The organism is Clostridium taeniosporum (genome assembly GCF_001735765.2).
In the GTDB taxonomy this organism is placed as follows: Bacteria; Bacillota; Clostridia; order Clostridiales; family Clostridiaceae; genus Clostridium; species Clostridium taeniosporum.
Genome location: NZ_CP017253.2, coordinates 311589 through 326038 on the forward strand (window position 1 = coordinate 311589; position 14450 = coordinate 326038).

At 25.8% G+C, this 14450-nt stretch carries 12 protein-coding genes and 1 other annotated feature; of the genes, 7 read left to right on the forward strand and 5 right to left on the reverse strand.

Annotated features, from left to right (window positions below):
* The first annotated feature begins 666 nt into the window (after positions 1 to 666).
* On the forward strand, positions 667 to 2493 hold the full coding sequence (glmS, locus tag BGI42_RS01545; protein ID WP_069678650.1) for a glutamine--fructose-6-phosphate transaminase (isomerizing): 1827 nt from the start codon (positions 667 to 669) through the stop codon (positions 2491 to 2493).
* A 182-nt stretch (positions 2494 to 2675) separates the two neighbouring features.
* Positions 2676 to 3080: a hypothetical protein gene (locus tag BGI42_RS01550; protein ID WP_069678651.1), complete on the forward strand. Its 405-nt coding sequence runs from the start codon at positions 2676 to 2678 to the stop codon at positions 3078 to 3080.
* Between the two features lie 221 nt (positions 3081 to 3301).
* Here BGI42_RS01550 and BGI42_RS01555 read toward each other — a convergent pair whose 3' ends face one another.
* The gene (locus BGI42_RS01555; protein WP_069678652.1) at positions 3302 to 3862 is read right to left on the reverse strand and encodes a beta-class carbonic anhydrase; all 561 of its coding nucleotides are present in this window, start codon (positions 3860 to 3862) and stop codon (positions 3302 to 3304) included.
* 224 nt (positions 3863 to 4086) lie between these two features.
* Between BGI42_RS01555 and BGI42_RS01560 the strand changes: the two genes are divergently transcribed.
* Positions 4087 to 4683, forward strand: a complete 597-nt coding sequence (locus BGI42_RS01560; RefSeq protein ID WP_069678653.1) for a 5-formyltetrahydrofolate cyclo-ligase — start codon at positions 4087 to 4089, stop codon at positions 4681 to 4683.
* Positions 4684 to 4972: 289 nt separating this feature from the next.
* Here BGI42_RS01560 and thrS read toward each other — a convergent pair whose 3' ends face one another.
* A complete protein-coding gene (gene thrS / locus BGI42_RS01565; protein WP_069678654.1) occupies positions 4973 to 6904 on the reverse strand; it encodes a threonine--tRNA ligase in 1932 nt (643 codons plus the stop codon).
* Between the two features lie 49 nt (positions 6905 to 6953).
* Positions 6954 to 7202: a binding site (T-box leader), on the reverse strand.
* Positions 7203 to 7281: 79 nt separating this feature from the next.
* Positions 7282 to 7695 (reverse strand): HNH endonuclease, encoded by a 414-nt coding sequence (locus BGI42_RS01570; RefSeq protein ID WP_069678655.1) that lies wholly within the window; start codon positions 7693 to 7695, stop codon positions 7282 to 7284.
* Positions 7696 to 7949: 254 nt separating this feature from the next.
* Here BGI42_RS01570 and BGI42_RS01575 point away from each other — a divergent pair, with 254 nt between their 5' ends.
* The 3 genes from BGI42_RS01575 (at position 7950) to BGI42_RS01585 (ending at position 10982) form a co-directional block, all read left to right on the forward strand.
* Positions 7950 to 8510, forward strand: a complete 561-nt coding sequence (locus tag BGI42_RS01575; RefSeq protein WP_069678656.1) for a glycerol-3-phosphate responsive antiterminator — start codon at positions 7950 to 7952, stop codon at positions 8508 to 8510.
* Positions 8511 to 8626: 116 nt separating this feature from the next.
* Complete coding sequence (gene glpT, locus BGI42_RS01580) at positions 8627 to 9955, forward strand: glycerol-3-phosphate transporter (RefSeq protein ID WP_069678657.1); 1329 nt, start codon at positions 8627 to 8629, stop codon at positions 9953 to 9955.
* 430 nt (positions 9956 to 10385) lie between these two features.
* A complete protein-coding gene (locus BGI42_RS01585; protein ID WP_084023823.1) occupies positions 10386 to 10982 on the forward strand; it encodes a hypothetical protein in 597 nt (198 codons plus the stop codon).
* 111 nt (positions 10983 to 11093) lie between these two features.
* Here BGI42_RS01585 and ispF read toward each other — a convergent pair whose 3' ends face one another.
* Positions 11094 to 11567 (reverse strand): 2-C-methyl-D-erythritol 2,4-cyclodiphosphate synthase, encoded by a 474-nt coding sequence (ispF, locus tag BGI42_RS01590; protein WP_069678659.1) that lies wholly within the window; start codon positions 11565 to 11567, stop codon positions 11094 to 11096.
* 625 nt (positions 11568 to 12192) lie between these two features.
* On the opposite strand from ispF, the gene BGI42_RS01595 reads away from it, so the two are divergent.
* Positions 12193 to 13230, forward strand: a complete 1038-nt coding sequence (locus BGI42_RS01595) for an anti-sigma factor domain-containing protein (protein WP_069678660.1) — start codon at positions 12193 to 12195, stop codon at positions 13228 to 13230.
* A gap of 55 nt (positions 13231 to 13285) precedes the next feature.
* Here BGI42_RS01595 and BGI42_RS01600 read toward each other — a convergent pair whose 3' ends face one another.
* The gene (locus BGI42_RS01600) at positions 13286 to 14221 is read right to left on the reverse strand and encodes a polysaccharide deacetylase family protein (protein WP_069678661.1); all 936 of its coding nucleotides are present in this window, start codon (positions 14219 to 14221) and stop codon (positions 13286 to 13288) included.
* Positions 14222 to 14450 lie beyond the last annotated feature (229 nt).

Genomic DNA, 14450 nt, shown 5'->3' on the forward strand with positions numbered 1-14450 from the left:
ATCATATGCCGTACCATTATTTCTGCACTACGTTTGGAAAGGGTGCATGGCTAGAAAATCCACGCTTCAAAGTGGCTTAGCGATTTTTTATTATTTATGAATTAATATTTCTAAAGAATATGAGGATAACTCAAGTTATATTTTCTTGATATGTATTCGAAAATTTAGATGTTTAAAAAATTACATATTTACAGTTACATTGTAAATTTTTTATATATAAAAATATTAAATTTGTAGAATTTTATACATAAAGATATATATTATATTATAGACAAACTAAAATTATATGATAAAATAAATCCATAGGCATGAAATTAACTGATAGAAGGGAGAATTTAGGGATTAAAATCAATTAAAGCGCCAGGACTTAAGTGGCAATAGAATTTTTGTTAAGTTCTACTTATTAAATCAAAAATTTAGATCATCACTTAAGTTGACGAGGTTGGGGAGTATCGAAACTTCGGCGGGTGCCCCACGGTATTTGCACTACCGTTAGCAACTGGCAAAACTATAAAGTAATTTATAGTACAAATCCAGTTAGGTGTTAAAACCTTCTTAATTTAGATTTTGTATTTAAGAGTACTATTATGCCTATTTTTAAGTTTCTGATTAAAAATCTAAAAGAGGTTATAATTTTTTATTATGAATTAAGAAAGGAAGATTAATATGTGCGGAATAGTTGGATATTTAGGAAGTGGAAAAGCTACTTCATTTTTAATTAATGGATTATCAAAATTAGAGTATAGAGGTTATGACTCAGCTGGAGTAGCTGTTGTTAATAATGGAGATATAGAAGTAAGAAAGTTTAAAGGAAGATTAGCTAATTTAGCAGATAATATAAAGGGAAATCCTGTAGAAGGTAATATGGGGATAGGACATACAAGATGGGCAACTCATGGAGCACCATCAGATGTTAATTCACATCCACATTTAAATAGTAAGGAAACAATTGCTGTAGTTCAAAATGGAATAATTGAGAATTATCTAACATTAAGAACGTGGCTTAAAGGCGAAGGTTATACTTTTAAATCTGAAACAGATACAGAAGTAATTCCTAACTTAATAGATTACTATTATGAAGGAGATTTATTTGAAGCAGTTATAAAAACACTTAAGAGACTTGAAGGGAGTTATGCTTTAGGTGTTGTTTGTAAAGATGAACCAGATAAATTAATAGCAGTAAGAAAAGAATGTCCTTTAATTGTAGGTTTAGGAAAAGATGAATCATTCATCGCATCAGATATTCCAGCTGTATTAAGTTACACTAGAGATGTATATCTTTTAGAAGATCATGAAATAGCTGTTCTTTCAAATGATGGTGTTAAACTTTATGCTGAAGATGGAAAAGAAATAAAGAAAGATGTTTATCATGTTACATGGAGTGAAGATGCTGCTGAAAAAGGTGGATTTGAAGATTTCATGTTAAAAGAAATTCATGAACAACCAAGAGCTATAAGAGATACTATGGCAGGCAGAATTTCAATGGAAAAGAGCATGCTTTTAGATGATTTAAAAATCACTAAAGAAGATTTAGAAAATACAGATAGAGTATTTATAGTAGCTTGTGGTACTGCATATCATGCTGGACTTGTAGGTAAAAATATGATTGAATCACTTGCAAAAATTCCAGTAGAAGTTGATATAGCATCTGAGTTTAGATACAGAAATCCACTAGTAACAGAAAAATCTTTAGTTGTTGTTATAAGTCAATCTGGAGAAACAGCAGATACCTTAGCAGCTTTAAGAAACAGCAAAAATATTGGAGCTACTATAATAGCGCTAACTAATGTAGTTGGAAGTTCAGTATCAAGAGAAGCTGATCATGTATTATATACATTAGCAGGACCAGAAATTTCAGTTGCATCTACTAAAGCTTATACAACTCAAATAATTGGAATGTATATGATGGCTATGACATTTGCTAAAATATTAGGAAAATTAAAGAGTGATAGATTAGAAAAATTAAAAGAAGAGTTATTAGATTTACCAGAAAAGGTAGAACTAGTTTTAGAAGATAGAGATAAGATAAAAGCAATAGCTGAAAAAATGTATGAAGAAAAAGATGTATTTTATTTAGGTAGAGGTCTTGATTATGCAGTTGCATTAGAAGGATCACTTAAGCTTAAGGAAATATCATATATTCATGCTGAAGCATATGCAGGTGGAGAATTAAAACATGGTCCTATAGCATTAATTGAAGATGGAACAAATGTAGTTGCTTTATTAACTCAAGAAGCTTTAAAAGAGAAAATGGTAAGTAATATTGTTGAAATTAGAGCAAGAGGAGCAAAAGTTATAGGAGTTTGTTATCAAGGAACTAAGGGATTAGAAGAAGTTTTAGATGAGGTTATTTATATTCCAAGAACTAAGGATATGTTTGCACCAGTATTAAGTGTTGCTGCACTTCAATTATTATCATATTATGTAGCAAAATCTAAAGGTTGCGATATAGATAAGCCAAGAAACTTAGCTAAATCAGTTACTGTGGAATAATCTAAGATTTTAAAAGTAAATTTATATTAAAATATATTAGATTAAATAATAGTTAGATAAGTGTTTTAGATAATAATAAAATTATCTAAAACACTTTTTATTTTAGACAGTATGTACTATGAATGATAAAATAAAATTATGCATTAGGATTTTAAAATATATTAGAGATAGATGGTGATTAGGTGATTATAATAAAATTAGAGAAAAATAGAAGAAATAAAATAATTTTTAAAGCAAAATTTACAGATGGTGAAGAAAAGAAAATATTTTTTAAGAGAGCTATTATAGAAGGTAAAAAACTTAAAGGAGAATTTGAGTATCAAATACCATTAAGATTTTTTATTCCAATAGTAAAAAATATAAATAAAAAAGAAGTTTTATTAGATAAAGATAGCTTATTTTGTTATCTAGAATTTTCTGATATTTATGATCAAAATTATTATAATGAAACACAAGCTACTCCTAATTATATGAAAAAGTGGAGAGAAGAAGGATGTCCCGAAATATATAAAGTAACAATTGATAAAGAAAGTTATGATATAGAAAAAGAGATTATTTTTAAAAAACCACATATTTGCATTAAATAATTTCTAAATATAATACTTATTTCAGTATTTTGGTATTTGTAAAAATATTAAAAATATAACTGGAAACATAATTTCCAGTTATACAATATATTAAAATATTTAATTTACACAAATTCTTTTACATTATCTTAATTTACATAAATTTTTCTACATTCTCAAATCATAAATTCAAGCATTTTTATACCAGGTGTCGCGCTGGAATTGAAGATTTATCATAAATATTATTTATCATCATCTATAAGTACATCTATTTTACCTGTATCTGGGCTAATGATTAATCCATGAACTCTTATATCTTTAGGCATCAAGGGATGATTTTTTATCATTTTTACACTTTTTTCTATAGAATGTTCTACAGACTCAAATCCATGAAGCCATGACTCAATGTTTATTCCAGAATTATTTAAAATAGAAACAGTTTCAGCGTTTATTCCTCTATTAATCATTTTATTTACTATTTTTTTAGGGTCTATATTGCTCATACCACAACCATAGTGTCCTACTACAAAAACATCTTCAGCTTCAAATTCATATATTGAAACTAATATACTTCTCATCACACTTCCAAATGGATGCACTATCATTGCACCAGCATTTTTTATTATTTTTGCATCTCCATTTTTTATGTTCATAGCTTTAGGTAATAATTCTGTTAATCTAGTATCCATGCATGATAATATAACCATTTTCTTTTTGGGTGTTTTTGTTGTAATAAATTCTTCAAATCTTTTATTTTCCACAAAATTTTTATTAAAGTCTAATATTTCTTTTAATTTACTCATATGTTGCCCCACCTTTATTATTTTATATTAAATAGATTATACAATTAAAATAGTATTTATTAAATATGATTTTAGAAAAAATATTATTATAAAAATTAGTTAGAGTATAAATGAATAGATATTAAGTTGTCTAAAAATTAAATTTTAGATATACTTATTCATAATAAAATATCGTATTAATATATGATAGCAATTTACTATAATTTATAGGGGGCAAAATAAATATGAATATTTTAGAAGAAAAAAAGGAATTAAGAAAAAAAATATTAAATTTAAGAAAAGAAATAAATTCTACAGAAAAGAAAAATTTTGATAATATAATCCACAAGAAATTTTTTGAAAGTAAATTTTATTCACAATGTAGAAATATTTTTGTGTATATCTCTTACGATTCTGAAATTGATACTAAAACTTTAATAATAAAAGCATTAAAAGATGGAAAAAATATATATGTACCTAGGACAAATTATAAGACTAAATTAATGGAAGCTGTTAAAATAACATCTTTAGAAAATCTTATAGAAGATAGATATGGGATTTTACAGCCTAAAGAAAGTGAGTTATCAACTGAGTTAAATAATATTGATTTAGTCATTATACCAGGAGTTGCTTTTGATATAAATGGTGGCAGAATGGGATATGGAGGGGGATTTTATGATAGATATTTAAATAAATGTAAAAAAGACATATTTAAAATTGCATTAGCATACGATTTTCAAGTAATAGATTATATACCAATGGATAAGCATGATATAAGTGTAGATTGTGTTATTACAAACACTAAAGAAATCATTATAAGATATCAAACAAGCATTAGATGAAGTTAATAATGATTTTCTTTAAGAAGATATTTATATATGTGTAAGTAAAAATATGAAGAAAATGATATATATTTTATGATTTAAATAAAATACGATATATGCAATAGATGAATATGGATTGTAATTTGGCTTTTAGAATTCTTAATGAGTATTGTCACATTTACTGCTTATTGCAATTTAAAATTGCAACAAGCTAAAATGGGGCTATACTGATTTTAGTTTTCTTAAGTCTAATTACTTGGTGCTGTTTACTTATGCATATATCGTATTTTTAGTAAATCAAAAGAAATTATCTTTCTTTTGTAGCTATTTCATTTAATAGTCTTTCAGTAAAGGCATCTAGTTTCATAGCACCTTCATCATCATTCTTTCTACTTCTTACAGAAACTTCATTATTATTAGCTTCTTTTTCTCCAACTACTAAGATATAAGGAGTTCTTTCAAGTCTAGCTTCTCTGATTTTGTAACCAATTTTTTCAGCTCTGTAGTCAGCTTCAATTCTAACACCTTTATTTCTTAATGATTTAACAACTGATTCAGCGTAATCATTATATTTATCTGATATTGGCAATACTTTCACTTGAACTGGAGAAAGCCAAGTAGGGAATGCACCAGCATATTTTTCTATAAGCATTGCTAAAGTTCTTTCATAACAACCAATTGATGATCTATGAATTATATATGGACGTTTCTTTTCTCCATCTTTATCAACATAATTCATATCAAATCTTTCAGCTAAAGCAAAATCTATTTGAACTGTGAATAATGTGTCTTCTTTTCCATGAACATTTCTAAATTGTAAATCAAGCTTTGGACCATAGAATGCAGCTTCATCATCAGCCTCAACATAATTAATTTTTAAATGATCTAATATAGTTCTCATTGTATCTTGAGTCTTGTTCCAAGCTTCAGGATCATTTATATATTTTTCAGTATTATTTGGATCCCATTTAGAGAATCTATAGCTTATATCTTCATCTATACCTAATGTTTTCATTATATATTGGATTAATTCAACTACACCTTTAAATTCTTCTTCTAATTGCTCTGGAGTTACAATTAAATGACCATCAGCTAGAGTAAATTGTCTAACTCTTATAAGTCCATGCATTTCTCCAGAAGATTCATTTCTAAATAGAGTAGAAGTTTCACCATATCTTATAGGAAGATCTCTATAACTATGTTGTTCAGCATTATATATAGTATATTGGAATGGACAAGTCATTGGTCTTAATGCAAAAACTTCATCATCCTTTTCTTCATCACCTAATACAAACATACCATCTTTGTAATGATCCCAGTGACCAGAAATTTTATAAAGGTCGCTTTTAGCCATAAATGGAGTTTTAGTTAATACATAACCTCTTTTTTCTTCTTCATCTTCAACCCATCTTTGAAGAAGTTGAACAATTTTAGCTCCTTTTGGCATTAATAAAGGAAGACCTTGACCTACATTTTCATCAGTAGTAAATAATTTAAGTTCTCTACCTAATTTATTATGATCTCTTTTTTTAGCTTCTTCTAATGCTTCTAGGTATGCATCAAGATCAGATTTTTTTAAGAAAGCAGTACCATATATTCTAGTAAGCATTTTATTTTTTTCGTCACCTTTCCAGTAAGCGCCAGCACTTCTAGTAAGTTTTATTGCTTTAATTGATTTTAATGACATAACATGAGGTCCTGCACATAAGTCAGTGAAATCTCCAATCTTATAGAATGATATTACTTCATCATCACTTAAGTCATTTATTAATTCAACTTTATATGGTTCATCTTTCATTAACTCTAAAGCTTCATTTCTTGGAAGTTCAAATCTTTCAATTGAAGGATTTGCTTTTATTATTTTTTTCATCTCTGCTTCAATTTTTTCTAAATCTTGAGCTGAGAATGCAACATCTTTATCAAAATCATAGTAAAAACCATTTGCAATAGATGGTCCTATAGCTAATTTAGTATTGGGGAATAATTTCTTAACAGCACAAGCTAGCACATGAGAAATACTATGTCTTACAGCATCTTTACCTTCTTGAGAATCAAAAGTGCAAATACTTAAGTTTATATCTTGAGTAATTTTGTCTCTAAGATCATATACTTTACCATTAACAATACCACAATATGCGTTTCTAGCTAAACCTTCACTAATTGATTTTGCTATTTCATATATAGATATTCCAGCTTCAAATTCTTTAATTGATCCATCTTTTAAAGTTATTTTTATCATTAAAAAAACTCCTTTCAAAATTAAAATAAAAAAACTCCGTCTCTAAAAATATAGAGACGAAGAAATATCCGTGGTTCCACTCTAATTATCTAATTACTTACTTAAACTAAATATAACTATAATATATAACTAAGTAGGAGATTAGATCACTTTAAATTACCGTAACGTGGTAATAAACGGACTGTATTAAAGTCACTCAGAGGTGGTTTTCAACTAAATTTATTTAAGAATAATTCCACCAACATATTCTCTCTCTGAAAATAAGGTTTTAGTTTACTGTCCTCATCAACGTATTATTTTTATTATCATGTTAATATTTTTTATTATAATCATTGCATTTTTTTATGTCAATAAAATAAAAAATATTTGTTATAAAATTAATGTTCTTTATCTATATTGTCGATTAATTTATCTAAATTTAGATTTTCAATCATTTCTTCAGAATATAATTTTCCACCCATAATCTTAACTATTATATCTAATTTCTTATATCCTTCTTTGTATAGTTTTAAGTCTTTTACTATTCTTTTTAGTTGATTTCTAGATACTTCGAGAATTGTCATTAATTTTTTAAATTTGTAATAGTCATTTTTTAAAAGATAAAATAGATTGTTTTGAAGTTCTAACTTGTACAAAATATCAGTTTCTTCACAATGATGAGGTCCTAGCTTACCTCTATGATGATATGGACATAAATATTTATAATTTAACTTTATATCCAATCCACCTTCACTTCTGTGAACAATATGATGAATGTCAGCCTGTTTTTTACATATTTCACACAAATACAACTACTTTCCTCCTTAAATGCTTCTATATATAATTATAGAATAATTAAGTTAAAATATCAATTTACTCATTTTTGATAAAAGTGAATTAAATAAAAATTATTCAAATAAAATCCAATTAAATAATCTTCCCTATAATAAATAATATTTAAAAAAAGTTTAAAGTGTTACATTTTTGAAACAATTAAGAACAAGTTTTGAAACGATTACTTGCTATTATATAATCATAGTAAACGTTTTACAGAGGGGGAAATTTATTGAGTACATTAGAGTTATTAGAACATAACCCTATTATAGCATCTGTAAAAAATGAGGAAGAGTTAGAATTAGCTTTAAAATCTTCAGTACAGATTATATTTGTGTTATTTGGTAGCATAATGAATATAAAAAAAATAAGTAACTTAATAGAAGAAAAGGGTAAAGTGGGAATAATTCATTTAGATTTAGTTGATGGGTTTGTTTCAACAAAAGAAATAGTACTTAGCTATTTAAAGAAAAATACTAGTTTTAAAGGAATTATAAGTACTAAACCACATATTCTTAAGATTGCTAAGAATTATGGATTATTAGCAATTCAAAGACTTTTTATATTTGATACGCTATCATTTACAAATTCTAAGAAGCATCTAATATCAGGAGCTGATGCAATTGAAATATTACCTGGAATTTTACCTAAGGTTATAGAAGATATGTCTAAAAATACATTAAAACCAATAATTACAGGTGGATTAATTGAAAATAAACAAGAAATTATTTTAGCTCTAAAATCTGGTGCGACATGTGTATCTACAACTAAACAGCAACTTTGGAGTATTTAATTAATAATTAGGCGTATTTTAAATATTTCTTTTAATTTATTATAGGAATTATTTATAGTATAAAAACAAAAAATTAGTTTTACAAACTAAGAGATTAATTTTGTGGAGGGATTTTTATGTTTAACTTTTTAAAACCGGCACCTCATATTGAGAGAATGCCAGCAGAAAAAATACCATCAAGCTACAAGAGATATCGAATACAAGTATTTATAAGTATCTATGTTGGATACCTTATTTATTACTTTGTAAGAAGTAATTTCTCATTAGCTAAAGTATATCTTATAGATCAAGGGTTTACAAAAACTGAAGTTGGTTTTGTTGCCTCAGCTTTAGGGTTAGCTTATGGTGTAAGTAAATTTGTAATGGGTAATAAATCTGATAGATCTAATCCAAGATTTTTCTTAGCAATAGGACTTATTTTATCAGGTGTAACAAATTTATTCTTACCTAATGCAACTAATATAGGTATGATGTTTGTATTAATGTTACTTAATGGTTGGTTCCAAGGTATGGGTTGGCCTCCATGTGGTAGAATAATGACTCACTGGTTCTCAGATAGTGAACGTGGAGTTAAGATGTCAATATGGAATACTGCACATAATATAGGTGGTGGATTTATAGCTACAATCGTATTACTTGGTGTATCTATATTTGGAAGTTGGAAAGGTTCATTCTATTTACCAGCACTTATTGCTATAGTTGGTGGTATCGTTTATATGATTTTTGCAAGAGATACTCCTCAATCTGTTGGTTTACCACCAATTGAAGAATATATGGATGATTATCCAGAAGTTTCAGAACAAGTAGAGGATGCAGAAGCAGAACTTACTGCAAAAGAAATATTATTTAAATATGTACTTAATAATAAATTATTATGGTGTATTGCTCTAGCTAACGTATTCGTTTACTTGGTTAGATATGGTGTTATTAATTGGGTTCCAACATACTTACAAGAAGTAAGAAACTTTAATCCTAAAGATTCTTCAGTAGCATTTGCTTTATTTGAATATGCTGCTATTCCAGGAACTATTATAGTTGGATGGATTAGTGACCATGTATTCCATGGAAGACGTGCTCCAATCGGAATTATTTGTATGATTGGTGTTGCAATTGCAACATTTGTTTATTGGAAGAGTACAAGCCCAATAGCAATTAACTGTGCCTTAGCATCAATTGGTGCTTTAATATATGGACCAGTTATGTTAATAGGTGTTAGTGCTTTAGACCTTGTACCTAAAAAAGCAGCAGGAACAGCTGCTGGTTTCACTGGATTATTTGGATACATGGGTGGACAAGTTGCAGCAGAAGTTGTAATGGGTGCTGTTGTTGATAAATTCAGTTGGAACGGTGGATTTATGTTATTAATGGCTTCATGTGTTATTGCAATATTCTTCTTATCATTCACATGGAATTCTCATAATATAGCTGCTAAAAAAGCTAATTAAATAAGATAAACTGATTAAATAAAATAGATTAATTAAACAAAATTAAAAGATTTACCAATCCCCAATTTTATAAATTATTATATTAATGAAAAAGCATATTTTCAAACTGAAGTTTGGAAATATGCTTTTTAATTTAATCTAATCACTAAGGCTATATAAATATTAAGGGAATATTATTGGGAAAAAATAACAATAATATTAATGTTAAAATTTTTTTTATTTTAAATATTAATAAAAATATGAAAAAATTATAGTATAAATAAATTGCTTAAACAGTATTATATACTATATAATATAATATAGAGATAAGTATTAAATAATAAATAAAATAAATGAAAGAATGGTGATTGGGTTGAAAGAGAAGTATAATTCATTTAGATATTGGGACGAGATTACTAGTAAAAATAAGACTATTAGAGGACATATGTTTATGGAAGAACTTCCAACTGAGAGGAGCATTTATTTTCATACACTTATTTTTAATAAAAATATAGGAGTAAGTAGCATTTGGGGGTATATGCCTAATCCTAAAGCTTTACTTGGATATATTCAACATTCATTTTTACAAGAAGCTTTTTATAAATGGATACATGGGAATCAGAAATTAGTAACTAAAATTCCATCTTTACCTGTTCAAATTATTATTAAAGAGGCAGAAAAACTTAAAAAAATTAATAAAGATATAGCTATTAAAATGAAGCATGATTATGATAAATTGAATAATTTATGGAATAGTCCTATTAGTAAATTAGATTTAGAGGTAAAAAAATTTGTTAAGGAATTTAATGGAAGATGGCGTGGAGATAACAAGCAATTTTTATATTTAAAAATATTTAGAAATGCCAGAGAATTAGGAGATTTTGTAATATCATCTGGTTTAATTACAAATACAGAAAAAGAATTAGAAAAAAAGATAGGAGTGCCATTAGAAAAGTGGAAAGATATTTGTGAAGATGTAGTTAAAGATAAAGATAATGGAGAAAAATTTAGAAATGTATTATTAAAAAGATTAACTGAAGTATTTTAAAATAAGATAATATTTTATAAAAATATTAATATATTTATAAGTGAATTTTGTAGATTAATTAAAAAAGGGGTTACTAAAAATTGTAAAATGATTTATAGTAACCCTAAAATACTATTTTTTAATAATAGATGCTATACTTTGAGATGATATACCAAGCATATTTCCTGTAAAACCAAGTCCTTCTTCTGTAGTTGCTTTTACATTAATTTGATCAATATTAATATTGAGAGCATCAGATATATTTTTTCTCATGTTTTCTATATAAGGAGCAAGTTTTGGCTTTTGAGCAATAATTATAGAATCAATATTATTTATAATATATCCTTTTGCCTGTATTAATTTATTTACTTCTTCTAAAAGTTTTATACTAGATATTCCTTTAAATTTATTATCGTTATCAGGAAAATGACGACCAATGTCTCCTAATGCACAAGCACCTAATATGGAATCCATTATTGCGTGTAATAAAACATCAGCATCAGAATGTCCTAATAATCCTTTTTCATAAGGAATTTCAACTCCACCTAAAATTAATTTTCTATTTTCAACTAACTTATGAACATCATATCCAAGTCCTACTCTCATGTAATAAAATTCCTTTCAAGATAAATTAGATTTTAATAATTATAGTACAATTTTATCATTTAAATTTGTAGTAATCAATTTTAGCATTAGTAGTAATCGAATAATTATTGTCTAGATGTTTTGAAGAGAGTTTGACATTTATATAATAGATAAGACGATTTAAAATAAAAGTAAGGAAACTTATTTTACGTTTTTTAATAAAATCTACATAGATAACTTTTTTTTTCATATTAATCTCCATAAATATATTGATTTAAAATTAAAATTTTTTTAAGTATTATTTAATTAATCTTAGATTATTCTATTGAAGATTAAATATAAATTGTTTTAAGATGGAGTTGAATGTTAATAGCAGTAAAATAAATTTCTATGATATAATAATATCATATGAAACATTAGTTAGTTTTGATATTTATAATATTAATTAAATAAATATTATAAGGTACATTCAAATAAATAACTAGTCAGTAGGTTAGTTTATTTTGCGAAATATATCTTCCTTGGAATCTACTAATAGTACAACTATTAGCAGAACTCAGGTCATTGTATTTCACAAAATATCCATCGTATTTTTGACTTGTTATTTATTTTCATATTCCTAATATTAAATTTGGAGGAAACTAAGATGAACAAGCTAAAAATTAAATATGTTTTTTCATCAACACCTAATATTTTGTTGATAGGTGAAAAGACAGATGTAAATAGAAATAAACAAATAGAATTATTTTTAAAAGAATTATCTTTATATAATATTTTGCTTAAGGATTTAATCAATTATCCTCCTAAAGAAAAACAACGTAATATGATCTTAAATATATCATATTATATTCTTGAAAATAGCAATTTAATGGATTCTGTTGAGAGAAAAAAGGATTTACATATAAGGAGTATTTGCAAAGAACTTGATGTAAGTGAAGAATTTTTAAGGAAATGGAAAGAATATATTATATTTTATTATATTATTTTTTCAAATGAAAATTATAAACTTATACAAGATTATTTGAAAATAGAAGAAAGATCAATTAATGTAGTAAATTTAAATAATAAAAATAAAACTAAAACTCAATTTTTTAGAGGAATAGTTATAAAAAGTTTAAGAAATAGTGCATACATTTTAACATCAAGTGGAGAAATAATTAATATAAAGACTGATAAAAACACTAAAATTGGTCAAGAAATTAGTGGACAAGAGAAGAAATCATTTAGAAATTTTAAGATACATTTTTGTATTTTAATATTTATAATGATTATAATTGGAGCATCTTTTTATTCTCAGTATTGTATACCTAAGAGCACAGTAATAGTAAGAACAACATCACCTATAAAATTAGAATGCAATTTTTTAAGTAAAGTCATTTATTCATATTCAGGAACTGAAAAAGGAAAGAAGTTGGTAATTTCAACTGATATATTGCATGAGAATATTGATATAGCTATAAAAGAGGTTTTAGAATATGCATTTAGTAATAAAATGATACCGTCTGATAATGAAATATTGATAACTGTAAATGGAGAAACTTTAAAGTATGGTACTTTAAAAGAAACTAGTAAATTTATAACTGAAATAAATGAAAAAAATAAAAATGAACATAAAAAACAAATTTCTGTATTGATAAATAATGGAGGAAATGAACATAAATTAACTCCTAATTTATATGAATAAGGTACATTCAAATAAAAAAATCTGATAAAAACTATTTTATCAGATTTTTTTATTATTATTTTTTTGTATTATTTAATAATTTTTTAAATGTATCCATATCGTAATTAGAACTTATATAAATTCTATCAAGAAGCAAAGGATTATCATTTCTATCGGAAAGACCTAAATGAGTAGTGAATCCTAGTTTAAAACCAGCATCTTTAGCTGCTTTTATAGTATTATTATTGTAATGTCCATAAGGATAAGCAATACTAGTGACAGGTTTTTCTGTAATTGCCTCTAAGGTATCTTTGGATTCTATAAATTCTTTTAATTGTTCTTCGTATGTCATAGTAGCAAGGTCAGGGTGACCAGCAGTGTGACTTTGAATATCTATTCCGTAATCAGACATCTTTTTTATGGCATCTTCAGAAAGATAATATCCTCCATCTAATTGAAAAGTTATGCAAAAAATAGTAGCTTTAATTTCTAAATCTTTTAGTATAGGAAAAACATTAGTATAGTTATCCATATATCCATCATCAAATGTAATTACTATACTTTTTTCAGGAATAGGAATGTTATTTAAAAGATGATCTTCTAATTCATTAAGTGTTAGCGTTGAATATCCTGAATCCTTTATATATCTAAGTTGATTTCTAAGTTTTTGAGGGGATATTATAATCTCACTGCCCTCAGAATTTTTAACTGAATGATAATATAAAACAGGAACACCTATATTTTCATTAGTTAGTTTTAAGTTAGGTTTTTCTTTAATTTTATTTTCATTTTCAACATCTAAAGTTTTATTATCAGTCTTATCATCTAATTTGGTAGTTTGAGTATTAGAATTTTCAACCTTTTTAGTAGTGTTAGAATTATTTAAAGGTTCATCAACAGTATTTTTTAAATATAAAGGGTTATACATAAAATATACACCAATTGCACAAATTAAAACACAAGCAAGTATAATTATATTTTTTTTATTAAGAAACGTATTTAAATTTTTCAATTATTTATCCTCCTAGTTATTTTAAGTACTCTTTATATAATATAAGCATAATAAGGATATTTTAACATAATATTTTCTTTGTAATAAAAAATTAAAAAAAGAAAAATTTTACAACTTATCAACATTATCCACAATGGGCTGTGGATAACCTGTTATAAAAATAATTTTGTAAAAAAAAATTGCTGTGTATTTTGTTAATATTTTTTTATAGTGTTTCTATAGGAAAGGA

Excerpts from the sequence above, each read along its gene's own strand:
- glpT (WP_069678657.1), top strand. The coding sequence starts at position 8,627 with ATGTTTAACTTTTTAAAACCGGCACCTCATATTGAGAGAATGCCAGCA.
- BGI42_RS01560 (WP_069678653.1), top strand. The coding sequence starts at position 4,087 with ATGAATATTTTAGAAGAAAAAAAGGAATTAAGAAAAAAAATATTAAAT.
- BGI42_RS01555 (WP_069678652.1), bottom strand. The coding sequence starts at position 3,862 with ATGAGTAAATTAAAAGAAATATTAGACTTTAATAAAAATTTTGTGGAA.
- glmS (WP_069678650.1), top strand. The coding sequence starts at position 667 with ATGTGCGGAATAGTTGGATATTTAGGAAGTGGAAAAGCTACTTCATTT.
- BGI42_RS01585 (WP_084023823.1), top strand. The coding sequence starts at position 10,386 with ATGGAAGAACTTCCAACTGAGAGGAGCATTTATTTTCATACACTTATT.
- BGI42_RS01595 (WP_069678660.1), top strand. The coding sequence starts at position 12,193 with ATGAACAAGCTAAAAATTAAATATGTTTTTTCATCAACACCTAATATT.
- ispF (WP_069678659.1), bottom strand. The coding sequence starts at position 11,567 with ATGAGAGTAGGACTTGGATATGATGTTCATAAGTTAGTTGAAAATAGA.
- thrS (WP_069678654.1), bottom strand. The coding sequence starts at position 6,904 with ATGATAAAAATAACTTTAAAAGATGGATCAATTAAAGAATTTGAAGCT.